The following is a 25,596-nucleotide window of genomic DNA, read 5'->3' as shown; positions in this document are numbered from 1 at the left end:
GCTCGTGGCGCCCGACGCGGGGGCGCGGGCCGCCGGGCCGCCGGGCCGAAAGGCACGATGCCGTCCGGCCCGGAGCCCGGAGATCAGGCCGTCGCGGCGGCCAGTTCGCCGTCCGACTCGGCCTCGGCCGTGGTCGCGGCCTTCGCCGCGGGGATGTCCTGCTCGTCCGGCAGGCTCCGGCGAAGCTTGAGGCCGGCCAGGGGGACGAGCAGGCTGCCGACCGCCAGGACCACGATCAGCGCTCTGCCGTGGTCGACCTCGAGGAGGGCGGTCGTGAGCAGGGGGCCCAGGATCATGCCCCCCGAGATGACGAAGGAGAACAGGGCGTTGGTGCGCCCGCGGACCTCGTCGGTGACCAGTCCGTTGATGAGGGCGGCGACGATGGGGATCACGATGACCTCGGCGACCGAGAAGATCGCGACACCCGCGATGAGCGTCACCAGCGCGGCGGTCCCGGAGGTCATGCCCGCGAAGAAGACGCACACCCAGCTGGCCGCCGAGAGGACGCCCGAAGCCGAGATCAGCGTGCTCCTGCGCACGCCGTCCAGCCGCGGCATGAGCAGGAACTGGGCGAGGACGATCACCACGACGTTCGCGATGAAGGCCACCGAGATCCCGCCCGGCGTGACCGCGTCGTTGACCGTGACGTAGCCGGGCAGCGCGGACTGGAACTGGCTGAGGGAGACGGTCGCGCACAGCAGCATGCAGAACAGGGCCAGCGCGAGCGCGGGGATGCGGAGAACGGAGCGGTAGGAGGGCGCGGGGGCGTCGGCGTCCGCCGCGGCCTTGGGGTGCTGCTTCTCCGCGGTCTTCGGCAGGAGGACCAGGAAGGCCGCCGCGGTGATGACGAAGGAGAGCCCGTCACCCAGGTAGAGCAGCTGGTAGCTGCGCAGGGTGCCCGAGGCCACCAGGCCGCCGACCAGGACGCCGAGTCCGACGAAGGCGTTGAAGAGCGTGAACTCGAGGCCGAAGGTCAGCGTGCGCTGCTCCTTCGGCACCACCGTGGCGAACATCGTCTTGGTGACCGTGCCCACGCCGCCCATGCCGAGGCCGTAGAGGGCGGAGACGGCCAGCGCGATCCACGGCCGGTCCGCGATGGCGTAGAGGCCGGTTCCGACACCGGCGATGATCATGACGACCGGCATCACGAGCCGGTAGCTGAGCTTGTCCAGCAGGTGGCCCCAGACCAGCCCGGAGCCGAACGAGCACAGGCCGGTGACGGCGATCGCGGCGGGGCCGATCCGGATGTCCAGGCCGCGGATGTCTCCGAAGTACACCAGCAGGAAGGGCATGACCAGCCCGGCGCCGAACGAGTTCACCGCGTTGGCCACCAGCAGCGCCTGAGCGCGGCGTGGCAGCAACCCGATCACGCGGAGCGGATTTTGCTTGGTTGAGGACATGGGGGAGGCATCTTTCGCTTCGACGGGAACTGCCGGTGCCCGGGCTCCGGCAGAGTGGTTCAGGACTGGGCGGCGGCGGTGTCGATGGTGAGCCGCCAGATCGTCCTGCCGCTCTTGCGATCGAAGCCGAACCGGGCGAGGGCCTTCGCGAGTTCGGCCTGCCCCTTCTCCTCGATGATGGCGGTCACCGTGATCCGTTCGCGGTCCGCCCAGCGGGCCGCCGAGGCGAGCAGCGCCTCCGGCACGCCGTCGCCGGCGCACTCGGCGAGCAGCTGGGCGTCCACCAGGTTCACGGCGCCGTCCTGGACCGAGTCCGTCGCGAGCCAGCCGACGGCGCGCCCGTCCCGACGGCAGGCGAGCAGCAGGCCGCCGCCGTCTCCGAGGACGATCTGGCGAACGGTCTCCGGCTCCAGCCTGAGCTTCACGCCGCCGGGCAGCACCACCTGGGCGAAGGTCGCCACCGCGAGGGCGACGAACTCCTCGACGGCCTCGGCGTCGCTGCGGTCCACATGCTCGACGGTCAGGTGGGCGGGAGCCTCGGCGGTCGGGGCGTCGGGCGTCCGCTTGCTCACGCCGTGCAGGCCGATCACCTCGAAACCGTGCTTGCGCACCCAGGCGCCGGAGATCTCGTCCTCGTCGGCGGTGGCCGCGACCAGGCCGGTCTTGCCCTCGCCGCGGGCGAAGACACGGGCCTCGGCGAGCAGGCGCGAGGCGAGGCCGCGGCGTGCGGCCTCCGGGCGCACCACGATGTCCAGGAAGTGGTTGTCCTGGTCGTCGACGCCCTTCAGGCCGCCGCACTGGACGAACGCCAGCGTGTGGCCGTCCTCGCGGATCGCCCGGATCATCGGGTCGGTCCCGGGCGCGAAGGCCAGCTCGTGGCGCCGGCCGCCCGACAGGCGTCCCTCGATCACCCCGGCGATCAGGGCGCGGCCCTCGTCGTCGAGTTCGAGGGGAGCGGAGACGGGCGCGAGGTCCGCCGCGCCGAGGACGAAGCGCTCGATGTCCCCGTCTCGGGATACGTGCTGGAAGCCCGTCCGGGTCAGCACACCCTGGGAGGGCGTGTTGTCGGCCATCGTGCGACCCACCACCTGGTCGACGCCCGCCTGGGAGAAGGCCCAGCGGACGAGCTCGGTCAGGGCCTCGGTGGCGTAGCCCGCACCGCGGCAGGACTCCGCGAGGCCGAATCCGACCTCGACGACACCGCCGCTCGGCGGCGCGTGGAAGCCCATCTCGCCGATCACCAGGCCGTCCGATGCGCGGACGAGCTGGTACATGCCGAACCCGTGCCTCATCTGGTCGGCGGTGCGGCGCCCGAAGCCCCCGGCGGCGAACTTGCTGCCGGGCAGCGGGTAACCGGCTATCCAGTCGTCGGAGGTGGCGTTCTCGTCGAGCAGCACGGCCACCTGGGCGGGCGTCAGCTCCCGGAGGGTGAGGCGTTCCGTCGTGAGCGAGTTGGTCTGCGGTTCGATGAGCTCGCGCACCGACAGAGGCGTCAGGTCCGTCCACTCGCCCTCGATGTGGCCGAGGCACTCCTCCTTGCCGCCCTGGAAGCCGGTCGGCTTCCAGCCGTCGGGCAGCTCTCGCCCGACCGGCCAGGTCGAGTACTGGCCCTCGTCGTTGGTGACGACGTCATAGATCACTGTGCTGCTCCAAACGCATTCGGGTTGTCGAGGTGAGTGGCGAAGTCCCAGAGCCGCGACTTCGGGAAGAAACCTGTTTCGATGCCGTGGCCCAGAACGGTGCGCAGCAGGGCCGCGTCGGGCTCGGGGCAGCGCAGATCACCCAGGGCGTCCGCCGTGGCCTGCGCGTCGTACTCGACCATGGTCGGCACGGGCTTGACGAACTGGGCCAGGAACGCATAGGCGTTGGCATCGATGGCGTCGGCTCCCGGCCGTCCCAGCCACTCCCCCACCGCCTCCGGGGCGGCGGGGATCACGGCATAGCCGAGGTCGCGGAGGATCGTCACGAGGTCGGGCGAGGGGAGCCGCACCGGGTTGCAGAGGTGGAAGGTACGGCCCGAGTGGGCCGGGTTCCGGGAGAGCTCCAGGATGGCGTCGGCCGCGAAGTCGACGGGGGTCAGGTCCATGCCCCACCCCGGTGCCGAGGGGACGAGGCCGCAGCTGAGGATCACCCGCAGGATCTGGTACATCATGTTCACGCTCGGATCGGGCAGGAAGGTGCCTGTCCGGGTGTTGCCGACCAGTGTGCCCACGCGGTGCACCGTCGCGTCCAGCCCGTCGGCGATCGCCTTCCTGACGACGAGTTCGGCCTCGTACTTCGACCGGGCGTAGGGGCTGTCGAAGGCCTCGCCCCGGTCGAAGTCGTCCTCCCGCAGGGTCACCAGGGGTCCGTCGCCGGGCGCGGGGCCGACGGCGGCCAGCGTGGACATGTGGGCCATCCGCCAGCCGCGGGCCAGGGCCAGGTGGGCCAGCATGGCGGTCGGGACGATGTTGTTCGCGGAGTAGTGGTCGTCGCGGCCGTAGTGGCGCACCTCGGCGGCCGCGTGGATGACCTCCCCGACCCCTTCGGTGGCAGCCGCCAGTTCTTCGGGGCTGATCGCGGCGAGGTCGCCCTCGATGATCCGTACTCGCCCCGGCAGTTCGGAGAGAACGTCCGGCGCGTAGTACTCGACCACCTTCGCGAGCCGGTCCATCGCCGGGACGTCCCCGCTCCGCCGCACCACGCACGCCAGCGGACGGCCGGGCTCGCGCAGCAGCGCGGCCAGCAGGTGCGCGCCGAGGAATCCCGTCGCACCGGTGAGGAGAACCTCGCCGCCATCGGCCGGCGCCGGCGCGGTGTTCCGGACCGGTCGCGCCACGGGGACCGCCTCGCTGCGCCCGGCCGTCTCCGGGGCGGAGGGCGCGGGCGTCTGCGCGTCCAGTTCCGCCAGACGGGCGGCGAACTCCTGCACGGTCGGGTACGCGAAGAAGTCCTGGATGGTGGTGTCGGGGTAGCGCTCCTGGATCTCGACCAGGCAGGCCAGCACCTGCAGGGAGTGTCCGCCGATCTCGAAGAAGTCGTCCTCGGGGCGCTTGACCTCGGCCTGCAGCGTCTCGGACCACAGGTCCGCGACATAGCGTTCGAGGTCGCTGAACGGCCGGTCGCCGCCTCTGGTCATGCTCAAACCTTCCGTCGTGCCGGCCTTCGCCGCGGACGCCTCGGACTCGGGCAGGGACGGCCGGATGCCGGGATCGGCCACCACGGCTTCCAGCAGCCGCGTGTAGTCGGCGGCCCACTGCCGGATCGTCCCCTCGTCGAAGAGCGCCGGATCGTATTCCAGGTCCAGGTGCAGACCGCCGTCCGCGGCCGGGGTGACGTACAGGGTCAGGTCGAACTTCGCTCCGATGCCGGGCAGTTCGACCGGTCGGCTGGGCATGCCGTCGAAGGCGGGCAGGGGGAAGTCCACCGGCATCGCGAACATCACGGAGAACAGCGGGGTGCGGCCGGGGTGGCGCTTCGGGTTCAGCTCGGCGACCAGCCTGTCGAACGGGAACGCCGAGTGCCGGATGCCGTCGAGTACGACCGTGCTCACGGTCCTCGCCAAGGAGGCGAACGAGTCGTCCCGGCCGAGCGCCACCCTGAGCACCAGGGTGTTCAGCATCAGTCCGAAGGCCCGCTGCGACGCCTCCGTGGACCGGCTGGTGACCGGTGTCGCGATCGCCATGTCGTCCGCGCCGCTGTGGTGGCGCAGCAGGACCGCGTAGGCGGCCAGCATCGTGCTGAACGGTGTGGCGTTCAGCTCGGCGGACAGTGCGCGGATGCGTGACGCCAGCTCGGGGTCCAGGTCGCAGCCCCACATCGCGCCGGCGCCCGCCCGCGCCTCGGGCCGGGGACGGTCGGTGGGAAGGGGCACCAGGTCCGGCGCGCCTTCGAGCTGTTCCCGCCAGTAGGCGCTGCTCTGCGTCGTGTCGTTCTGCTCGGCCCGCTCCAGTTCGGCGAGGACGTCGTGGAACTGGTGGGGGTTGGCCCGGGCCGGCGTGTCGTCCCCGGCCCGTCGGCGGTGGTAGTCCTCCGCCAGGTCCTCGACCATGACGCCCATGGACGTCGCGTCGGTCACCGCGTGGTGCACCGTGATCACCATCAGGCTCCGTGCCGGGCCGAGGACCAGCGTCGCGCGTACGGGCGGTTCGGCGAAGCAGCGCAGGGGAGGTTCGCCCAGCTCGCGCACCCATTCCCGGACGTCGTCGTCCCCGGTGAGCGGACGGGGCGTTCCCCGCTCCGGTCCGAGCGCCGTATCGAGGACGGAGAGCTCCACGCCGGGCTCGCCGAGGATCTCGGTCTCGAACCGTCCGCCCTTCTGGTGGAACACGGTGCGCAGACCGGAGTGGCGGCGCTGGGCGTCGGTGAAGGCCCCGCGCATCGCGGCCGGGTCCACCCGGCCGGCGATGTCCACCGCGAGCGTGACGTTGTGCTGGTTGGAGTCGTCCTGCATCAGGTCGACGAACAGCATGCGCTGCTGGGCCAGGGACGGCGGGTACGAGGTCACCGCCGTCGGGGAGGCGGCCGGCGCCGGGGGCGTGGAGGAGGGCTCTTCCGCGTGGTCGGGCAGCAGCGCGAGCATGCCCGCGAAGGTCCCGGCGTCCAGCAGATCTCCCAGGCCGGGTGCGGTGCCCAGTTCCGCTTCGAGCCGCTGCCGCAGCCGCAGCAGGGCCAGCGAGTCCCCGCCGGCCTCGACGAACGAGGGACAGGCGTCGGGGGTGACGGCCAGCAGGTCGGTCCAGATGCCTTCGAGCACGTCACGCGCCACGGGCCGGGCGGCGGCCGCTGCGACGGCCGGAGCCGTGCTCGTGCTCGTATTCGTGTTCGGCTTCGGTGCCGGTCGCTCCGAGTGGACCCGCCGGTCGAATCCGTAGCCCGGCAGGTGGATCCTGCGCCCGGGCCCGCCGCCGGTGAGGTCTGCGGGGGCGCCCAGGCACCATGCCTGCGCAGCGGCTCCCGCCACGGCGACGGCCGCGTCGCGCTCACGGTCGAGCGTCGGCACCAGCGCCGGCGGGTCGGCCAGCTGGCCGGCGAGCTGGATGAGCGTGGGGTGCGGGCCGATCTCCACCAGGACGGTCGGCGTTCCCGCGGTGCACACCTGGGACAGGGCATTCCAGAACTCCACCGGCTGGAGCAGGTGCTCCCGCCAGTGTGCGGCGCCGGGCGCCGTGTCCATCGGGCCGGCGGCGCAGCTGAACCACGCGGCGGAGGTGGGCGCCGACCAGGTGATCGCGTCCGCTGCCCGGTGGAAGTCGTCCGCCATCGGGTCGAGGAGCGGGGAGTGGAAGGCGTGCGAGACCGGCAGCCGGCGCGTCCGCACGCCCTCGCCGCCCAGCACCTCCTCGATCCGCTCCAGGGACCGCCGGTCACCGCTCAGCACCAGGTCCCGGGGGCTGTTGACGGCGGCGATCGCCACCAGGGGTTCGTCGGCGGCCAGAGCGGCCACCCTGCCGGTGTCCCAGGCGGAACCGGGGCGGCAGCGGACCGACAGCATGGTGCCCGGCTCCGTCTTCTCGACCATCAGCCGGCCGCGCTCGGCGACCAGCAGGAGCGCGTCCTCCTCGGACACCGCTCCCGCGACGGCCGCGGCGGCGAACTCGCCCACGCTGTGCCCCAGGACCGCATCGGGACGGATGCCGTACCTCGCGAGCACGCGCACCAGACCGAACTGGACGGCGAGCAGCGCGGGGGCCGCGACGTCCGTGCGGCCGAGCTGATCGGCCCTGCCCGCGTCGAACAGGCAGTCCAGGAGCGGATACGGCATCACGCCGTCCAGAAGCGCGTGAGCCCGGTCGATCCACTCCCGGAACTCGGGGTAGGCGGCGTACGCGCCCGCAGCCATGCCGGTGTACTGGCTTCCCTGACCGGTGAAGGCGAAGACCGTACGGCATGCGCCTTCGGCGGCCACGCCCGTCCGGAGGGCGGCCGAGGGGGCCTTCGGGTGCCGGAGCAGGGCCGCGGCGGATTCCGTGTCATCGGCGAGTACGGCGAGGCGGTGCTCGAACCCCTCCCGGCCGTGGACGAGCGTGTGCGCCGCGTCCCCCAGGCCGGTGTTCCACCGGTCTTCCAGAAAGTCCGCAAGACCGGTCGAGGTGTGCGCCAGGGCCGTTGCGCCCCGCGCGGAGAGCGGAAGGATGAAGGGCGGTTCAACCCTGTTCTGTACAGTCACTGATGGGTCCCCCCAGTCGGCTCGATGAATTCCTCCACGAGCACGCAGGCATTGGTACCGCCGATTCCGAACGAGCTCACTCCGGCGAGCCGCGGTGCGTCCCCGGCCGGCCACTCCTCGTTCGCGGTCAGCAGGCGAAGGCTCCCGTTCTGCGTGAGTTCCTCGATCGGGTCGCCGGAATTGACCGTGCCCGGAAGGACCTTCTCCCCCAGCGCGTAGACCGCGGTGAGCAGGCCTGCGATACCGGCTGCCGTGTTGCAGTGGCCGATCGCGGACTTCACCGAGCTGACGGGCAGCGGAGCGGCCCGCTCCCCGACGACCTCGCCCAGCGCCGTCGCCTCCACCGCGTCTCCCAGCCGGGTGCCCGTGCCGTGGGTCTCGACGAATCCGAGGTGTCCGGCGTCGCGGCCCGCGAACCGCAGCGCGTTGCGGAACACGCCCACCTGGCCGTCCGTTCCGGGCGCGGTGTAACCGGCCTTCCGGTTGCCGTCGTTGTTGATCGCCGAGCCGACGATCGTGGCGTGTACGGGATCCCCGTCACGGAGCGCGTCGGAGAGCCTCTTGAGCAGGACGACGCCGGCGCCGTCCCCGCCCACGGTTCCGGTCGCCCGGACGTCGAAGGGCCGGCACACACCGTCGGTGGCGTAGATCATGCCGGGCTCGTAGACGTATCCGCCGTCCGCCGGGTCGGCGATCGACACCCCGCCTGCGAAGGCGTAGTCGCTGGCGCCGGACCGCAGGCTCGCGCAGGCCAGGTGAACCGCCACCAGCGAGGTGGAGCAGGCCGTGTCGACCATGACGCTCTCGCCCTGGAAGTCGTGGCGGTAGGAGTACCGGGTGGCGGCGAAGGAGGGCCTGGAGGAGAAGGCCTGGGAGAGCCCTTCCGCGAGGGAGCCCCCGCCGACCGGATCCTGTGCCTCGGTCTCCGCACAGCCCGCGTAGATGCTGGTGCGTCCCCGCAGCTGGTCCAGCGTGACCGCGGCGTTCTCCATGGCCGCCCACAGACATTCGTGGAGCAGCGCGTGCTGCGGGTCGGTCGCCCGCGCCTCGACCGGAGACAGCCGGAAGAGCTCGGCGTCGAACGCGCGTGCACGGTCGAGCAGTCCCCAGCGGTCGATGCGCAGCCGGCCGTCGCCGAGCGCGACCGCCGGGGTGCCCGCACCCGCGACGCAGTCGCGGGCGTCCCGCAGGTTGTCCCAGAAGGCGTACACGTCCGGCGCGAGGGCGAAGCGTCCGGCGACGCCGATGATGGCGATCGGCTCGTCGGCGGCGGGAGTTGCGGCCGGGGCGGCCGGGGCAAGCCCGTCCGGGCTCCCCAGCCGTGCCGCCTGGGCGCGGACGGAGGTGAACCTGAGCAGTTCGGCGACGCTCAGCTCCAGACCGGCGTGCCTCTTCAGCATGGCCTGGAGGCGCACCAGCAGAAGCGAATGGCCTCCGGCCTCGAAGAAGTTCGCGTCGTCGTCCGGCGGGACCTCGCCGAGCACCTCGGACCATGCGGCCCGCACGGCATCGAGGCCGCGCTGTGCGACCACCGTGGGGACGGCGGCCGGGCGCGCCCCGGACCGGCGGTGCGGAGCGGGCAGCCGGCGCCAGTCGACCTTGCCGTTGGCGTTGAGCGGGAGTTCGTCCAGTTCCGCCCAGGCGGTCGGCACGGCGAAGTCCGGGAGGACCGAGCCCATCCGGGAGCGCACGTCCTGCCAGGTGCCGCCCGACTGCATCACCAGGTAGGCCGCGATCTCCTTCTCGTCGCGCGGATTGCGCCAGGTCGTGACGTGGCAGGCGCGGACGGCGGGATCGGCGAGCAGGGCCGACCGGATCTCGCCGAGCTCGATGCGCTGACTGCGGATCTTCACCTGCTCGTCCATGCGCCCGACGAACTCGATCTCGCCGCCGGGCAGGAGGCGGACCCGGTCGCCCGTCCGGTAGAGACGGCGGCCCGGCAGGCCGCTGAACGGATCCGGCACGAAGGCCTCGGCCGTACGGCGCGGGTCGCCGAGGTAACCCCGGGCGAGGCCGACGCCGCCGAGCAGCAACTCGCCGGGGCATCCCACGGGAGCGAGGTCGAAGGTCCCCTCGTGGACGACGTACGCCTCCGTTCCCGGGACGCAGCGGCCGATCGAGAGCGTGCGGCTCCCGTCCTCCACCGCGTCGACCTTGGTGAACATCGACGTGAAGGAGTTCTCGGTGGGGCCGTAGCCGTGCAGCAGCACGCCGGGACCGCACCACTTCACGGCGCGCGCCACCTGCGGGATCGCGGCGGTGTCACCGCCGAAGACCATCACCCGGAGGTGCTGGAAGAGATCGGGGGCCTCGGTGACGAGGTTGTGGAACAGAGGGGTGGTGACCATGAGCATGGTGACGCCGTGTTCCGCGATGGCGTCGCGCAGCTCGGCGGGTGAGAGCGCCAGCTCCCGGTCGAGGATCACCAGGCGTGCGCCGTGGGTCAGTGCACCCCAGATCTCGTAGGTCGCGCCGTCGAAGTTCAACGGGGACAAGTGGGCGATCCTGTCGTCCGGTTCGAGCCGGACGTAGCCATTGCCCTGCATCAGCCGGGAGACGCCCAGGTGCGACAGCATCACGCCCTTGGGCCGTCCGGTCGATCCGGAGGTGTAGAGCACGTTGAGGAGCATGTCGGGGTGCAACCCGACGGCGGGCGGGACGGCCGGGAGGCCGGAGGCCGCGGCCCTCACGTCGGTGACGGAGTGCGCCGGGTGGCCGAGACGTGAGACGCGCTCCACGCCGTCGGGCGAGGTGAGGACCCGGCGGACGCCGGAGTCCCGGAGGATCGACTCGAGTTTCTCGTCGGGATAGCCGGGCTCCAGCGGGAGGTACGCCTTGCCCGCCAGGGCGATGCCGAGGAACGAGACGACGGCGTCGATGCCCTCGGAGAGCAGGACCGCCACGAGTTCCCCGGGCTCCTGCCCGGAGCACGCGGCGTGGTGGTCGTCCTGAAGGAGCCATCGGGCGACCTGAGCGGACGCTGCGACCAGCTCACCGTAGGTGAGCGACTCCGTGCCGTGGATCACCGCGATGCGGTCCGGATCGGACGTCGCGGCGTCGACGACCATCTCCGGCGGCGTCCTGGTCGGGTGGGGGGCGGGGGCCGGGGCGCCGCCCGCGGGTGCGGTGACGGCGTCGGATTCCAGCAGCAGGGTGCCCATGGGCGTCGAGGGGCTCGCCGCAGCGGCGAGGAGGAGGCCGAGGACCTGGTCGAGCATCGCCCGGGCGGTCGACCGCCGGTAGATGCCGGCGTCGTAGTCCAGCTTCAGCGTGAGGCCGCCGTCGCCTTCGACCGCCATCAGCGCGACGTCGTGTTTCACGGCGCCGAGCTGCACATCGACCCGTGTGACGGTGGTACCGGAACACAGGCGCCTGACGTCGGGTTGGGTGCGGTGCGTGAAAGTGGCCCGGAACGTGGGGTACCGCTGTCCCCTCGCCGCGAGTTCCGCACGGAGGGTGCCGGTGTCCACGCCCGAATGCTCGAAGGACTCGATCACCTGGCCGCGGACGGCGGTCAGATGGTCGGTCCACGGCGTCTGCGGGGCGAAGGAGGACCGCACCGGCAGTACGCGCGCAACGAGGCCGACCGTGTCGTCACCGCCCGAACCGAACCGCCCGCTGAACGGGATGCCCAGGAGACCTTCGGCCTGGCCGCTCCACTGGTGGAGGACCGCGGTCCACGCCGCGAGGACCCCGATCGCCGGGGAGACCAGGGCGGACTCGAAGTGCGCCCGGAGGGCCGACACCGACGCGCCGGTGATCGAGGCCTCCTCGCATCCCGCGGACGACGGCCGCACGCCCCGGACCAGGTCCGGCAGGGGCTCCAGCGTCTCGGACGAGTCGTGGAGAAGGCCGAGCCAGTAGGCGAGGTCCTCCGCCGGTTCCCCGCCCGGCTCCTCGACGTCCGGCCGGCTCTTCTCGGCGTCGGCCTCGGCCGTCCGCGGCTCGACCGCCTGCTCGTAGAACGAGCAGAGGTCGTCCACGAGGACGTCGACCGAAGCGGCGTCGAGGACGATGTGGTGGCCCGTCATGACCAGCACGGCCCCACCGGGCTCCAGCAGGAGATCGGAGCGCAGCAGGCCGGGCGTCGTCATGTCGAGGGGCCGGAGTCCGACCTGCTCGGCCCATGCCGTCCTGCCCGCGTCGTCGAGGTCCTCGGCGGACCGGACGACCCGGAGGGACGGCTCGACGCGCGCGGCGACGATCTGCTGCACCGCGCCGTCGTCGTCCGTCCGGAACGACGAACGCAGTGCCGGGTGGCGCTCGTACAGTCGCACGAGCGCCGCCCGTACGGCCGTTTCGTCGACCCGGCCCCGGAAGGTCAGGCAGATGGGAACGTTGTAGCGGGAGGATTCCGGTTCCTGGCTCGCGGCCAGCCAGAGGTCGAGCTGCTCGGCTCCGGCGGTGACGACATTGCTCATATCTGCGCGGTCCGGTCCGGGGTCGCCTGCCGGTAGGCGTCGTCGACGCTCTTCCACAGGAGCGGGAAGACGGACCGCTCGGACAGCCGCTCGAGCTCGTTCACGGGCTCACCGCGCAGGCTGGTCGGGCCGTCTGCGGCCGCGGGGGCCGACTCGGCGCGCGCCGCAGGGTGACCGCCCAGGTGCTGACGGACCAGACGCAGGTGGAGCTGGTTCCACTCCATGAGCTTGCAGTCGAGCCCGTGGAGTCCGGTCTGCACCGTCGACAGCCCGTTCAGCCACGCGGCCGACGCCTCGCCGCCCTCCCGGGCGAACTCCTCGATCAGGTCCTTGGACGTCACGTCGTGCCGCTTCATCGCGGCTTCGAACGACTTCCACACCGCCCTGCAGACCCGGCGCAGGTTGCGTCCGCCCGGCGAGTCCAGACCGCTGGTGTTCGCCGGAAGGTGGTCGCGCATGCGCAGGAAGCTCGCCTGGGGCAGGTGGTCCATCAGAATCCGGACGCACTGGACGGGCAGCTCCGCCAGTCCGTTCGTCCGGGCGATGAGCCGGGCGGCCAGCCCGAAGTCGTCGTTGTCGAGGGCCCCGGCCACGCGCCCCAGTTCGTTGTGCATCGAGCACCACACGTACTCGTTGACCAGGTGGACGATCTGGAACATCCGGTGATCGGAGTTGATCAGTTCGTCCTCGGGGACCAGCGCGGCCATCGCGAGGGTGATCCGGGTGTCCATCTCGTAGTTGCTGCCGCGGTCGTACTCGAAGCGCAGGAGCGGGTTGGGCTCGCTGGGGTTGAGAACCGCCTTGGCCTCGCCGGGCCGGCCTTCTTCGATGCGTCGTGCCATTAGTTCGTAGTCTCCTCAGCTCGGCGGAACAGCCTGTTGTCGATGACGGATCTCAAGTACGGGGTGCCCTCGGTGTAGCCCGTGCCGCTGACCGAACCGATCATGCGGACGGCCAGCCGGTAGTGGGTTCGCTTCCAGCGTTGGTGGACGGCTTCGATCTGCGCCATCGCCCGGGCCAGGCGGGCTTCGACCTCCGCGCCGTGAGCACCGCTCGCGATCAGGGCGTCGGCGGCCCCGCGCACGGTGGTCATGCTCTGCAGGACGCGGCCGCGCACCTCGGGAACGGACTGGAAGGCCGGGGACTCGACGCGTGCCGGCGGGGGCGTGCCGCACAGGGCTTCGAACGTCTTGTAGTTGACCGACTGGATGGCGCTGGCGCCCTCGGTGAACTTCCTGAAGAACTCGAAGGACTCGCGCTGCATCGTGGCGAGCAGGGAGAAGAGCGGAAGCCCGTGACTCAGCACCCGGGTGATCGAGGAAAGCAGCAGAATAGCCTCTTCCGCATCCCGGGCTTCGAGCCTGGTAATTGCCTCGGACGCCAATCGGGCCAGGTGCTCGAATATCGACTCGAACGACTGGAGCACTCGGATGAAGAGATATTCATCGTGAATGATGTAGACCGGCAGAAGGGTCTGCTCCAGCCTGGGCGCCATCCCGGGAGGTGCTCCTTCGAGCACGTCGACGAGCTGATCGTATCGCTCCTGCAGGGAGGATACCTTCGGCGTGATGGGTTTGGCGCTCAGCCTGTCCATTTCGGTTGCAACACGGAGCCCGTGCCGCAGTCTTTTTTCCACGGCTTCCCGGGACGGCCGCATGCACGGCAGTTGTGAGCGATACCCGAGTGCCGCCCCGCATTCGAATGCGAGAGCATCGTAGAGGAGGAACGCTATGCGGGTGGCGACCTCCTCCTCGAAGTCCGGAAGCGGCTCCGGGTTCCGTGGCCGCAGCAGGTCAAGGGCCGTGTAGGTGGTGTAGTCGTAGGTCCCGTCGTGCTTGTCCAGCACCACGGACAGGAATCGCCGCAGGTGTTCGCGGCTGTCGTCGTCGCCGACGATCTCGGATTGGCCGGCGCGAACCCGGACGAGCTCCTCGACGACGGGCGTCGCGAGAAAGTGCTTACCGACGGATCTGATGTAGCGCACGACCCTGGAAGAGGGAAATTCGTCGGCCACCGGCGACTGCCGCCAAGAATCGAGCTCCATCAGCAAGAGTCCGGGGAGGCCGAGTTCTCCTTCGTCGAAATGCATAAAGAATCCCCCGTGCATGGTCTTGCAGCGACAAGAGTGTCAGGTGAGGTTCTGGGAAAATCCCCGGTGGGCGACGCGGAAGATGACACGCTCGTAAGCGGGGCATCGCACCAGCAGTGCGGGGTTCCTTGATCGGTTCACCTTAACTATGTTGACCGAGATCGGCTCTGTCAACCTTTTTCTGAATCAATTCAAGAGGGGCAGGAATTAATTCCGGTGCCGTTTCTACGGCAGCGCGTGGTGCATGTCGATCGCCGGTGGACGTGGCGAGTGCACGGCGAGGGCCGCCGCGTGCTCGTCGTCCACGGGCAGGTCGACGAGCCGCCACCCCGGGATCGGCGCCCCGGTGTCGTCCTGGGCGAGGTCTCGGCCCAGGCCGGTGCCGATGCCTTTGAGATACGCCTCTTTGCGCGCCCACACGCGGGCGAACGCGGCCCCCCGCTCGGCGAGCGGCACGGCCTCGACCGCGGCACGCTCTGCCGGGTGCAGGGCGCGGACCACGTCCGTGACGGTCGTGTCGCCCGGGATGCCTTCCACATCGACGCCGACCGTCAGCTCCGCGAGGGCGATCAGCACCCACTGCCCGCAGTGGGAGAGGGAGAACCGCGTCCGCGCGGAGGGCGCGTCCAGCACGGGCCGCCCGTGCGGCCCTGCGCAGACCGGGCAGGGATCCCGCCCGAACCTCACCTCGTACGGCTCGACGTCGAGCCGCGCGGCCAGGATCCGCCGCAGGGCGACGTGCGCGAAGCCGTAGCGGACACGATCGTCAGGGCGCCGGAAAGCCGTCATGCGCCGGCGTTCCTCCGCGTCGAGCACGGACAGGTCGAAGGCGTCGAGTTCCCGGGCCGACGGCACGCGCATCGACCAGACCCGGATCCCGACGTCACGGTCACCGGTGGCGAGGGGCCCGGGGCCCTTCGTCCGGGTCGGGGCCGGCCCGGTCACCGCGAGCCGCCGGTGGTGTTCCCCGGCCCGGCGTCCGCGAGGAGCCGGTCCCTGGCGATCTTCCCGGTGGGGCCGACCGGGAAGGAGGGGACGCCGGTGAGACGGCTGGGCAGCATGTACGCGGGAAGGAGGCCGCCGAGAGCCGTCAGCACCTCGTCCGGTGTCACGGCCGGAGCACCGTCGGCCGCCGTCCGCTCCGGGATGTAGAAAGCGGCCAACTCCCGCCCGTGCGCGGTCTCCGGGGCGAGGACGACAGCGGACTTGACCCCTGGGCACCGGGTCAACGCCGCTTGCACCTCGCCCAGTTCGATGCGGTATCCCCGGACCTTGACCTGGTCGTCGAGACGGCCGAGGAATTCGAGGTTCCCGTCCGGCAGCCAGCGGGCCCGGTCGCCGGTGCGGTACATCCTGGCCTCGGCCCCGTCCGGGGCTCCCTCGGGAACGAACGGGTCCGGCAGGAAGCGGGCGGCAGTCAGCCGGGGAGCCCCCGCGTAGCCCAGGGCCACGCACGTGCCGGCGATGTAGAGGTCGCCGGGAACCCCGATCGGGCAGGGTTCCATCCCGGCGTCGAGCACGTAGTACCGGGCGTTCTGCATGGGACGGCCGTACGGGACGCTCGGCCAGGCCGGGTCCACCTCCCCCACCGCGAAACGGTTCGACCAGACGGCGCACTCGGTCGCACCGCCCAGCGCCACCACCTGCGCTCCGGGGAACTCGCCGCGGATCTCGTCCGGCAGGGTCACCGGGATCCAGTCACCGCTGAGCATGACGAGCCGAAGGTCGCCGCGTCCCTGCGGGTCACGGCATTCCAGGAACGGCATCACATGGGCCATCGCCGCGGGAGCGGAGTCCCAGATGGTGATCGGCTCCTGTTCGAGCAGGTCCACCAGGGCGTCCGGTTCCGTCAGAGCCCCGTCGGGAACCACCCGGACCGAGCCGCCCGCGGCGAGCACGCCGAACATGTCGTACACCGACAGGTCGAAGCAGAACGAGGTGACGAACAGCAGCCGGTCCGCTTCACCCACCTCGTGGACGCGGTTGATCCAGTCGATGAGGTTGACCACGGCCCGGTGGTCGACCATGACGCCCTTCGGCGCTCCCGTCGATCCGGAAGTGAAGATGACGTACGCGATGTCCTGCGGAGCGGGCTCGTTCCGTACCGGTGTGGTCGGGCGCCGGTCGACGTGCCATCCGGTCCAGGAGCGCAGCGCCCGCAGCCCGTTGTCCTCGGGTATCCGGGCCGAGGCCGTGATCACCACGTCGTAGCGGGCGGCCAGGTCCGCGGGCCACTGCGCCCCGTCACGGCCGAGCACCTTGACCACGGCCCCGGGGACGGCTCTGCCCAGCGCCGCGAAGAACGACCGCGGCACGCTGAGACCGGTGTGCCGGCCCAGCTCGGGATCGACGAGATCGGCGAGCACGACGGAGCCGCCCTCGGCCAGCATCGGCAGCACGTCCGACAGGACGCGCACCAGGTAGTCCATGTCGGGGAAGAACTGGACGGTGCTCGCGAGCACCACGAGGTCCACCGGCCGGTCGAGGGCGGTCGTGGCCTCGTGGGCGAACAGCGTGGCGCCGGCGAGCGGCAGGCCCGCCCGGGCCGCCCGCTCCTGTACGGCCGCCACGGCGGAGGCCGCCGGGTCGACGGCGGTGTACCGCGCGGCGTGCGGCGAGAGGGCCTGCGTGATCAGCCCTGAACCGCAGCCGATCTCCAGGACCGCGCCTGCGGTGGGCATCGCCTCCCGGGCCAGTCGTACGACGTGGTCCCGGTAGGCCGCCACGTCGTCCGCGCTGTAGACGTCGCCGGAGGTGCCGATGTTGAAGCCGGCGGCCTGCAGGGGGTCCGGCAGTTCCGCCACGTAGTTCCAGAGGTCGCCGACCGCCTCCTCGTCGAACGAGTCCGCCCAGGTGTCCTCGGTCGTGAGGTCGTGCACGACCACGTGCCGCAGGGTGGGGACGTCCCACCGGATCGCTCCGACGGTGGGGAGCTGGTCGCTCGAGGTGAGCAGGGCGCTGACGCCGAGACCGGAGAGGAGCGACCGGATCCGGGACTGTGGCCACCGGATGTCCAGCGGCACATAGGTGGCACCCGCTTTGAGCACGGCGAGGAGGCTGACCACGGCCGCCGCCGAGCGGGTGGACAGCAGGCCGACGTGGGAGCCCCTGCCGATGCCCAGGGTGCGCAGGTGGTTCGCCAACCGCTCTGCCCGCTGGTCGAGTTCGGCGTGCGTCAGGGTGCGGGTACCGGCGAGGAGGGCCGGGCGGTCGGGCACCCGACGCGCTGCCTCGCGGAGCAGGGAGGGGAGGGTGGCCTCCCGGTCGAAGGGGCGAACGGTGTCGTTCCAGGCGTCCGGGGGCAGGGCCCGCGGCCCCACGGGGCTGGGCGCGGCTTCTTCCAGGGGGTTCATTCGGTGGTGTCGCTTTCTGCGGGACAGGAAGGCGTGAGCGGGGCGTCCAGCGCGCTGAGCAGCGCGTCGAGCCGCTCCCGCAGCGCTCGGGCCGTGTCGGCGGGGAAGGCCGCGGCGCGGAACTGCACCGTGCCCGCGACCTCGGCGGCGGTGTGACCCGGCCAGAGTTCCCAGGTGAGCTCGAAGCCACCGTCGCCGGCCGGAGTCGGCGCGGGGCGCGAGAGCGCGGGCGGCAGGGTCAGGACGGCGTCGGCATCCGTCTGGTAGGCCATGCAGACCTGTACGAGGGGCATCCGGTGACCGCGGTCCCCGCCGACCGCCGCGACAATGTCGTTGAACGGCAGCTCGTCGCGCAGCGCCCGCAGGAACCGCTCGCGCAGCATCGGCACGAGCGAGAGCGGGTCCGCTCCGGGCTCGGTGTCGACGCGCACGGGGAGGGTGTTCACACAGAACCCCACCGTGCGGTCGAGCCTGGGGTCCGACCGGCCGGCCACCGGTACGGCCACGCAGAACCGGCGCGCGCCGGTGATGTCGGACACCGCCTGCGCGAACACCGCGAGCAGCACGACGGCCGGGGTCGCGGCGACCGAGCGGGCGATGTCGCGTACCGCGGCGACGGGCCCGGCCGCGGCGGGAGCCGCGATGACGCCGACGTCCTCGCCGGCGGCAGCCGCGCCCCCGGTGGCGGTGCCCCGGGTGGCGGTGCCCGTCGCGGGCGGTGCGGTCCGCGGCACGTCCTGGACGCCCGCGAGTTCCTCGCGCCACGCCCGGACGCGCCGCTCCCGTTCGGCGGGGTCGGCCACGGCCGCCTCCGCCCGGTGCCAGGACGCGTATCCGACGGCCTCCGCCGGCAGGACGGGGGCGATCCCGCGGGAGCGTGCCTCGTAGGCGGAGCGCAGGTCCTCGAAGATGACCGGCAGGGACCAGCCGTCCACCGCGATGTGGTGCACGGCCAGCACGGCGGTGGCTCGTCCCGGCTCGTCCGGGTCGTGCAGCACGGTGAGCCTCAGCACGGGGCCCGTGGTGAGGTCCACCGGGGTGGCGGCGACCGCTCGGACCCGCGCCGGCATGTCCGCCGCGGGGATCCGGATCTCGTCCAGCGGCGGGACGCCACCGGGCGGCAGGATCCGCTGGAACGGAACGCCGTCTTCGTCATCGAAGTAGACCGTCCGGAGCGTCGGATGGCAGTCGATCACATCGCCCAGGGCGGCTCGCAGCGCCGGGAGGTCCAGCGGTCCTTCGAATGCGGTCGTGCGGTGGACCAGGTTCTGCGGGCATCCCGGGGCGAGCTGCTCGGTGAGCCAGATCCGTATCTGGCCCGCGGACAGCGGCGAGTCGGCGGTCCTGCTCCCGTCGTCGGCGCTCGGCGCGGCACCGGAGGCCCGGGGCAGCCCGCTGAGGCGCGCCGCGAGTTCCGCGACCCGTGGGGCCGACAGCACGTCGGCGGCCGTGACACGGCGGCCCGTGCCGAGGGTGAGGCGGTGCGCGATCCGGACGGCGGCGAGGGAATCGCCGCCGGAGTGGATCAGGTGCGTGTCCGCCCAGGCCCGCGGGGCGCCCAGGACGGCGGCGAACACGGCTGCCACCGCCTCCTCTTCCGGGCCCCGCGCGGGCATGGAACCGGTCACCGCGGTGGCCTGGCGGGCGGCGCGGCGTTCCAGCTCCGGGTAGTCGGTCTTGCCCGAGTTGTTGCGCGGGTACGCGTCGAGCCGGCCGATCCACCGCGGCGCCAGTGGCCCGGGCAGCAGCGAGGCCAGACGCTCCCGCAGCGCTGCGACGTCCAGCCCCTCGGCTCCGGTGATCCAGGCGGCGAGCCCGACGGGGCGTTCGTGCTCATCGCGCAGCGGAACCACGGCGGCGTCGTGCACGCCCGGCTCGCGGCGCAGTGCGGCCTCGGTCTCCGCCGGCTCGACACGGACCCCACGGATCTTGAGCTGGCGGTCTGCCCGGCCGCGGTACCAGAGCACTCCGTCCTCGTCGAGGACGCCGAGGTCGCCGGTCCGGTAGAGCCGGACGGGGGTGCCCTCGGGAAGGCCGGTGATCTCCGGCGGGAGCACCGACTCGACGAAGCGCTCCGCCGTCTGCCGCGGGTCGCCGAGGTACTCGCGGACGAGTCCGGGACCGCCCAGCACGATCTCGCCGATCTCGCCCCGGTCCGCGACGCTTCCGTCCTCCCGGGTGACGATCAGGAGGGTGCCGGGCACCGCCGTGCCGATGGGCACGTCGACGGCGTGCTCGAGGGCCTTCGCGTCGTGGACGCGAACCGCCGTGGCCAGGATGGTGCATTCGACCGGGCCGTATCCGTTCACCAGGTGAAGCGCCGGGTGGGCCGTCAGCAGCCGTCGCGCGTGCTCCGTCGACATGCGCTCGCCCCCGGACATCACCTGGGCGATGCCGTCGAAGCACTGCGGGGCCTCGTCCACGAGGGTGTTCAGGAGCGACGGCGTGATCGTGAGCGTGTTGACTCCGTGGACCCTCACCGCGTCCCGGAGGGCGGCGGGCGTGAGCGGACCGGGGGCGCCGTAGGCCACCGACCCGCCGCTCAGCAGCGGCGCCCACGTCTCCATGGAGGCCAGGTCCCAGGCCACCGAGGAGGTGCGCAGCGTGACGGTACGCGGACCGAAGTGCCCGATCGGAGCCTGGCCGGCGAGCAGGTCCGGGAGGTCGTCGAATGGCGCGACGGGCTCGCAGGAATAGGGGGTGGGCGTGAAGAGCCGCAGGGTCGCCGCGTGCGGTGACACGGCCCCCTTGGGCTCTCCGGTGGAGCCGGAGGTGAAGAAGACGCAGGCCGGCGAGTCCGCCGAGCCGGCGGCGGGGACCGCCTCTCCGGTCCGGTCCGGCGCGAGGGCCGCGACGTCGGCCGGGACCCGCACGCTCTCCCGTCCCGTCGGCGCGACCGCCACGGCGTCCGCGACGAGCAGGACGGGGGCGTCGCACCTGTCGACGATCTGCTGGAGCCGCCCGGCCGGCCAGTCCACGGGCAGCGCCGCGTACGCCGCACCGGTCTTGAGTACGGCCAGGAGTACGGCGGGCAGTACCGGACCGGGCGGAACCAGGACCGGTACGAAGTCGCCCTCTCCGATGCCCCGTTCCAGCAGCTCCCCGGCGAGCCGGTTCGCCGCCGCGTCCAGTTCTCCGTAGCTGACGGTCAGACCGTCCCCGTACCGCAGGGCGATCGCGTCGGGATGCAGTGCGGCAGCGGCGGCCACACCTGCGTGGATCGTCGCGGAGGGCGGGATGTTTTTGGTGTGCGAGAGCACGGCGCTCGGCCGGCGGATCGCCGTCATGCGCCGCTCCGTCCGCCGTCGGCGACGGGACCGCGGCCGACCGGGCGCGAACCGGCCTGCTCGCTGCCTTCAATGGCGTCGGTGCCTTCGGTGCCTTCACTGCCTTCGGTGCCGAGCGCGTAGTGGAGCAGCTCCGCCTCTTCGCCGGTCCGGTGGAAGCCGACCCGCTCCAGTACGGCCTGCGACGCGGTGTTGTCCTTCAGCGTGCGTGCGACGACGGTGGTGACGCCGGGCTGGGCCAGCGCCCAGCGCGTCAGCTCATGGAGCGCGCCGCTCGCGTACCCGGCGCCGCGGCCGGATTCCACGAGGCCGAAGCCCACCTCGACGGTGCCCTCCTGCGGCGGGGTGTGGAAGCCGATGTCGCCGATCACCCGGCCGTCGGCGCACCGTACGACCTGGTACATGCCGAATCCCCGTACGTGCTGGTCCGCGGTCCGCTTCCCGAACCCGCCGGCCGCGGCGAGCGTCCCGGCGAGGGGGTAGCCGGGTGCCCGGTCGTCGTCCGGCGCATCGTCCCGGAGCAGCGCGGCGACCTGGTCGGCGGTCAGCTCCCGCAGGACGAACCGCTCGGTTGCCAGGACGTTCGGCTCGGTCGCGGACAGGTCCCGCAGGGAGCGGGGGCGCATGTCGGTCCAGACCTCCGCGATGTGGCCGAGGCAGTCCTCCTCGGTGCCGGAGAATCCGGTGGCCTGCCAGCCGGAGGGAACGCCCACGGCCTGCGGCCACAGCGAGTGCTGGCCTTCACCGTTGACGACGACGAGATGGGACATGGGGGTGACTCCAGGAAGAATAGGGGCGGTTCGCTGTTCCGGGCCTCGGGCCGAAGGTGCTGGTCACGCCGTCGCCCGCGGGCGAGCCCACCTGGTGGGTCGTGGCGCTTGTGACCTGCGCGGCCGGTCGTGCGACGACGGGTACCGGCGGGCGATGCCGCGACCGCCGCTCGCGTCGCACGGCGCCGGGGCGGTCACGCCGTCGTCGTCTCCGGACGGGCGGTGGTGTCCTGCGCGGACAGCTGGGCGTACACGGCGCCTGCCAGCTGCTCCACGGTGCGGTGGTCGAAGATCAGCTGCATGGAGAGCCGTACGCCGACGGAACGGCCGAGCCGTGCCATGACCTTGGACGCGAGCAGGGAGTGCCCGCCCGCCTCGAAGAAGCTGTCACTGTCGCTGAAGTCGGAACGGCCGAGGACCTCGACCCAGATGGTCCGTACGCGGTCGGTGAGCTCGCCCGGCGTCATGTCGGTCTGCATCGGTAGCTGCTTCTTTCTCGGCTCGCGCCGGGAGTCGTCAGTCGGTGGGTACCGCCCACGCTCTTGCGGAGCGGAGCGGGGAGGGGGAGACCGGCAGGGCGGGTTCCGGCCACCGGAACCCGCGCCCGATGTCCGTCACGGTGCGAAACGCACGGAACCCGCTCGTTGCCGCAGGAGGACGCGGACGTCTTGAAATCGTCCTCGCTCGTCCGGCCGGCGAAAGGATCGAGCCGGAGGGAATCCCTTAGTCCCAGGCCCAGTTCTCGGGGGCCGCCACCACGTGCACTTCCTCGTGGGCCACCGGAGCGGGCGCCGCGGTCTCGTCGGGGAACGCACCGCTGGTGAAAAGGACCGGAAGGGCGAACAGAAGGGAGAGAACAGCTGCCCGGAATACTCGGTTCATGCGGTCGTGCACGGATACCCCTCAAGGAAATGCATGCCGGAACCACACGGGTAAGTGTGGAAGGCACAAGAAAAAATTGGGCAGTTCTGCGTCATCGTCCGACGCAGTGCGCCGCCCCCCGTCCTGACTGATATTGGTCGCAGCCAGCACCCGGTGTCGATGATTCCGGATGGCCCATGTAGGCCATGGCACCAACCGGTCAGTTTGAGCCAGATTCGCGGAGGAACGCCTCCGCGGCCGCCGAGACACCCAGCAGCAGGTCGGCCCCGTACGAGGACACTTTCCAGCCCGCGGACCATTCACGGTCGAGCCAGGCGTCCCATGCTGCGGCGGCCAGCCGTTCGGCGGCCCCGAGGTCGGCGGCGACCACGAAGGTCATGGCCACGACCTGTGAGGAGAGCGGGACCAGACTCACGTGGGCGACTCCGGGCTGGGGGTCGCCGAGGAGTCGGTCCCCGATGTCGGCGCTGCCCGCCAGGCCGGGGGTTCGAGCGCCGTTCGGCGACTGCAGGAACACCTTGATGGCATACACAGGGAATACCATAGCCAGCCTTTGAGCACATCAAATGATGTCTGATACGGCCGCCTCATGCCATGGCACGAGGCGGCCATGGGCAGCCCCGATTGCTCCAGGATGAACGCCGGCGCATTCTCGCCGATATTACGGGAGTTCGACCGGAACACCCGACGGAGACCGACGGGCCCGGCTTTGCGGGCGTCACGCGCGGCATGCCCCTCATCGATACCATGCGAGGTGCCGGTGAACAAGCACCGCGTGGCCTGAGGGCCCCGCGATGAGGCTCTCGAGGCTCTCGGCCATTGCCGCGCGTTGTCAGATCCACCCTCGCCGTGCGGCCTGCACGCCTGCCTGGAAACGGCTTTCGGCGTTCAGTGTCTTGAGCAGGTCCGACATCAGGCGCCGGACCGTGCGGATGGACACCCCGAGCTTTCGTGCGATGACTTCGTCGGTGTGACCGTCCTCGAGCATCCTGAGCAGCGCCAGTTCGCGCTCGCTGGGCCCGTCGCAGTGGGGTGCGGAGGCTTCTCCCAGCGGGGTGGCGCGCTCCCACGTCAGATCGAAGAGCTGGTTGAGCGCGGCGACGATGCTGGTGAGCCGGATGACGAACGCCCCCTGCCCGCTCGCGTCCGGCTTCACCGGGAGCACGGCCACGGAGCGGTCACAGAGGATGAGGCGCATCGGCAGCGAGGGCATGGTGCGCGTCTGGCCGCCCTGCTCGGCGAACCAGGTGGCGTACTCGACCGTCGCCGGATCCTTGCGCACGGTCTCCAGGTAGATGGTCTGCATCCGGACGCCCCGCGCCAGGTTCTGCACGTCGAGGGGGCGTGACGCGTCCAGGGCCGCCTGACTGAGCGCCGGCCCCGGCATGAACGCGCGCACTTCGGAGGCGGCTCCCTGGGCGAGCTGGGCCAGGTGCGAGCGCACCGCCTCCAGGCCCACGAGGCGCTCGACGCCCGCCACGTCGTTCTGCACGCGCCGCGCGGTGTACTCGGACGTCAGAGCGGTGAGCATCGCCCGGTCCCGTGACAGCCTGGCGCGGCGTTCATCCAGTTCGGCTTCGAGATCCTGCAGCAGCGGAAGGAGTCCGAGCTCCGGGCTGGCCGGCACGAGCGCTTCGGCTCCGGAGGCAGAGCGAAGGAGCGAGAACCTGGTCAGCCGGTCCAGCGTCTCGCGGACCTCGGACTCCCCCATGCCGAGATTCTGCCCAATGTCCGCCATATCCCAGCCGGGGTGGACGAGAAGCGCTCGATAAACGTCGTGGTCTCGATTCTCAAGGCCGATACTCTCCAGCACTTACCGCTCCCCCTGTGGTCGTACCGCAGCGGGAACGCATCCAGTTCCCGAAGCGCGAGGCACAGCATACCCGCCCGTATGTGCCGGTCAACACACATAGACGGGGTCGGGCGAGCCTCGATCGAGGCCCCCAGGACATTCTGGACTTTGCCGCAAGCAGCATTTCCATCACAGCGGGTGGGAGGGAGTTCAACTAACCGCCACTATTTCCTTGACACCCGGCGGTCCCGTCGGCGGCAGGGGCGGTTCCGACCGCCGCAAAGAGCTCGACCCGGGGACGGTACGACCGCGGGCGGAGCACCACTGCACTCCCCCGCAGAGCCCGAGATGCCGTGCCGCGCACTGCCACCGGCCAGCAGATCCTTCAGCCGACCCGTCCGCGAGCCCCGCTCCGACGTCCGGCAGCGTCCCCCACTCCCGCCGAAGGAGAAATAACCTTCACCCCCACTCCCCCTATTCACACTCATCCACGGAATACGCACAAAGACACATCCGGAGGAGCATCCGCCGTTAAGGCCCACCGTCGGCTGGGAAAATCGGCGATCATCCGACCGGGCGGTGACCACGAAGCAATACACCTCGCATCGCGGGCAACCACTCCCCGCATTCACTGAGACAAATACGGAGTTTCCCTGCGTTGTGACGACAGATCAATTTCACCATGAGACCGGCAAGGGCTCCCCGCCCCTTCCTCGGGTCGGAAAATCCGCTCCTTCCGCCCTGATCCACACGCGACTCGCCCAACCGGCGAGGAACCCGCCACGATCACGGCGGCGCATGCCTCCGCACGCCGGAACCGGAGACTTCCGGTAGCCGTCAGACCCGTCAGCAGTCGAAGACCGACCAGCAGATCTCGTTTCGCAACCGCTGGTCGTCCAGGACGAGTTCACGAATCACAGCCGGGAGCTGTTCGCGCTGCCAACGGCACTCGAGCCTGCCGGCGCTCTCGCTCTGCGGTACGGGAGCCGCCGCGCGCACGGCCTTGATCGCGTAGGCCGCAGCGCCGAGCTCGTGTGCGGCGACGTGCGCCACCACCGCCGCCTGGCCGGCCGCATATGCGGCATGCCGAGCTGCACCGCGCAACTCCCTTGCCGCAGCCATGGCATGGCCGCCCGCCGCTCGGGACTGAGACATCCGGATCTCGCCGCGCGTCCACGCCCGGATCTGCTCGATCGCCTCGCGGGGTCGCGGGTCCGAGGGCTGCGCCGACTCGAAGAGGTGCAGAACGTGCTCCGCGCACGCGGCAGCCCACAAGGCCAGGAGCCGATGGTCGGAGTCCGTGAGCGTCCCCCCACGGCGGATGGTGATGAAGCGGGGATCGCGATCTTTGGGAAGGATCATGATGTTCCAGGGGATCGGCTGCGCGCATGGGCGAGGGCGTCCAACACCGGTGGGTGAAGACAGAGTTGGACTTCGCGCGACTGCACTCTACG

Annotated in this window: 15 protein-coding genes; all 15 read right to left on the bottom strand. The window is 71.3% G+C overall.

The window, feature by feature from the left end; all coding sequences use genetic code 11:
- Nucleotides 1–83 precede the first annotated feature (83 nt).
- Nucleotides 84–1,400 (bottom strand): MFS transporter, encoded by a 1,317-nt coding sequence (locus OG472_RS38225; protein ID WP_405942683.1) that lies wholly within the window; start codon nucleotides 1,398–1,400, stop codon nucleotides 84–86.
- 59 nt (nucleotides 1,401–1,459) lie between these two features.
- Nucleotides 1,460–3,040, bottom strand: coding sequence for a GNAT family N-acetyltransferase (locus OG472_RS38220; RefSeq protein ID WP_405942682.1), 1,581 nt, complete (start codon nucleotides 3,038–3,040; stop codon nucleotides 1,460–1,462).
- On the bottom strand, nucleotides 3,037–7,548 hold the full coding sequence (locus tag OG472_RS38215; RefSeq protein WP_405942681.1) for a condensation domain-containing protein: 4,512 nt from the start codon (nucleotides 7,546–7,548) through the stop codon (nucleotides 3,037–3,039). Before OG472_RS38215 ends, OG472_RS38220 begins: the two co-directional genes overlap by 4 nt.
- Entirely contained in the window at nucleotides 7,545–11,969 is a 4,425-nt protein-coding gene (locus OG472_RS38210; protein WP_405942680.1) for an amino acid adenylation domain-containing protein, read from the bottom strand. The genes OG472_RS38215 and OG472_RS38210 overlap by 4 nt, the downstream gene beginning before the upstream one ends.
- Nucleotides 11,966–12,811 carry a hypothetical protein gene (locus OG472_RS38205; protein WP_383576577.1) on the bottom strand — a complete coding sequence of 282 codons (846 nt, stop codon included), beginning with the start codon at nucleotides 12,809–12,811 and terminating at the stop codon, nucleotides 11,966–11,968. Before OG472_RS38205 ends, OG472_RS38210 begins: the two co-directional genes overlap by 4 nt.
- Nucleotides 12,811–14,058, bottom strand: a complete 1,248-nt coding sequence (locus OG472_RS38200) for a tryptophan 2,3-dioxygenase (protein WP_405942679.1) — start codon at nucleotides 14,056–14,058, stop codon at nucleotides 12,811–12,813. The genes OG472_RS38205 and OG472_RS38200 overlap by 1 nt, the downstream gene beginning before the upstream one ends.
- Nucleotides 14,059–14,283: 225 nt before the next feature.
- A complete protein-coding gene (locus tag OG472_RS38195) occupies nucleotides 14,284–15,003 on the bottom strand; it encodes a 4'-phosphopantetheinyl transferase family protein (RefSeq protein ID WP_405942678.1) in 720 nt (239 codons plus the stop codon).
- Nucleotides 15,000–17,411, bottom strand: a complete 2,412-nt coding sequence (locus tag OG472_RS38190) for an amino acid adenylation domain-containing protein (RefSeq protein ID WP_405942677.1) — start codon at nucleotides 17,409–17,411, stop codon at nucleotides 15,000–15,002. The genes OG472_RS38195 and OG472_RS38190 overlap by 4 nt, the downstream gene beginning before the upstream one ends.
- Entirely contained in the window at nucleotides 17,408–20,698 is a 3,291-nt protein-coding gene (locus OG472_RS38185) for an AMP-binding protein (RefSeq protein WP_405942676.1), read from the bottom strand. The genes OG472_RS38190 and OG472_RS38185 overlap by 4 nt, the downstream gene beginning before the upstream one ends.
- A complete protein-coding gene (locus OG472_RS38180; protein ID WP_405942675.1) occupies nucleotides 20,695–21,468 on the bottom strand; it encodes a GNAT family N-acetyltransferase in 774 nt (257 codons plus the stop codon). The genes OG472_RS38185 and OG472_RS38180 overlap by 4 nt, the downstream gene beginning before the upstream one ends.
- Before the next feature lie 194 nt (nucleotides 21,469–21,662).
- A complete protein-coding gene (locus OG472_RS38175) occupies nucleotides 21,663–21,947 on the bottom strand; it encodes a phosphopantetheine-binding protein (RefSeq protein WP_405833630.1) in 285 nt (94 codons plus the stop codon).
- 244 nt (nucleotides 21,948–22,191) lie between these two features.
- Nucleotides 22,192–22,350 (bottom strand): hypothetical protein, encoded by a 159-nt coding sequence (locus OG472_RS38170; protein WP_401606065.1) that lies wholly within the window; start codon nucleotides 22,348–22,350, stop codon nucleotides 22,192–22,194.
- 199 nt (nucleotides 22,351–22,549) lie between these two features.
- Nucleotides 22,550–22,882, bottom strand: coding sequence for a hypothetical protein (locus OG472_RS38165; RefSeq protein WP_401606062.1), 333 nt, complete (start codon nucleotides 22,880–22,882; stop codon nucleotides 22,550–22,552).
- A gap of 300 nt (nucleotides 22,883–23,182) precedes the next feature.
- Entirely contained in the window at nucleotides 23,183–24,163 is a 981-nt protein-coding gene (locus tag OG472_RS38160; protein ID WP_401606060.1) for a LuxR C-terminal-related transcriptional regulator, read from the bottom strand.
- Nucleotides 24,164–24,988: 825 nt separating this feature from the next.
- Complete coding sequence (locus tag OG472_RS38155; RefSeq protein ID WP_401606058.1) at nucleotides 24,989–25,504, bottom strand: putative immunity protein; 516 nt, start codon at nucleotides 25,502–25,504, stop codon at nucleotides 24,989–24,991.
- Nucleotides 25,505–25,596: the final 92 nt, after the last annotated feature.

The organism is Streptomyces sp. NBC_00207 (assembly GCF_045160965.1).
Taxonomy (GTDB): domain Bacteria; phylum Actinomycetota; class Actinomycetes; order Streptomycetales; family Streptomycetaceae; genus Streptomyces.
This window is presented reverse-complemented; position numbering and strand designations above follow the sequence as displayed.

Coding starts and splice junctions, on each gene's coding strand:
- OG472_RS38180 (WP_405942675.1), bottom strand. CDS start 21,468: ATGTCCCATCTCGTCGTCGTCAACGGTGAAGGCCAGCACTCGCTGTGG.
- OG472_RS38210 (WP_405942680.1), bottom strand. CDS start 11,969: ATGAGCAATGTCGTCACCGCCGGAGCCGAGCAGCTCGACCTCTGGCTG.
- OG472_RS38205 (WP_383576577.1), bottom strand. CDS start 12,811: ATGGCACGACGCATCGAAGAAGGCCGGCCCGGCGAGGCCAAGGCGGTT.
- OG472_RS38190 (WP_405942677.1), bottom strand. CDS start 17,411: ATGAACCCCCTGGAAGAAGCCGCGCCCAGCCCCGTGGGGCCGCGGGCC.
- OG472_RS38200 (WP_405942679.1), bottom strand. CDS start 14,058: ATGCATTTCGACGAAGGAGAACTCGGCCTCCCCGGACTCTTGCTGATG.
- OG472_RS38175 (WP_405833630.1), bottom strand. CDS start 21,947: ATGCAGACCGACATGACGCCGGGCGAGCTCACCGACCGCGTACGGACC.
- OG472_RS38170 (WP_401606065.1), bottom strand. CDS start 22,350: ATGAACCGAGTATTCCGGGCAGCTGTTCTCTCCCTTCTGTTCGCCCTT.
- OG472_RS38155 (WP_401606058.1), bottom strand. CDS start 25,504: ATGATCCTTCCCAAAGATCGCGATCCCCGCTTCATCACCATCCGCCGT.
- OG472_RS38225 (WP_405942683.1), bottom strand. CDS start 1,400: ATGTCCTCAACCAAGCAAAATCCGCTCCGCGTGATCGGGTTGCTGCCA.
- OG472_RS38185 (WP_405942676.1), bottom strand. CDS start 20,698: ATGACGGCGATCCGCCGGCCGAGCGCCGTGCTCTCGCACACCAAAAAC.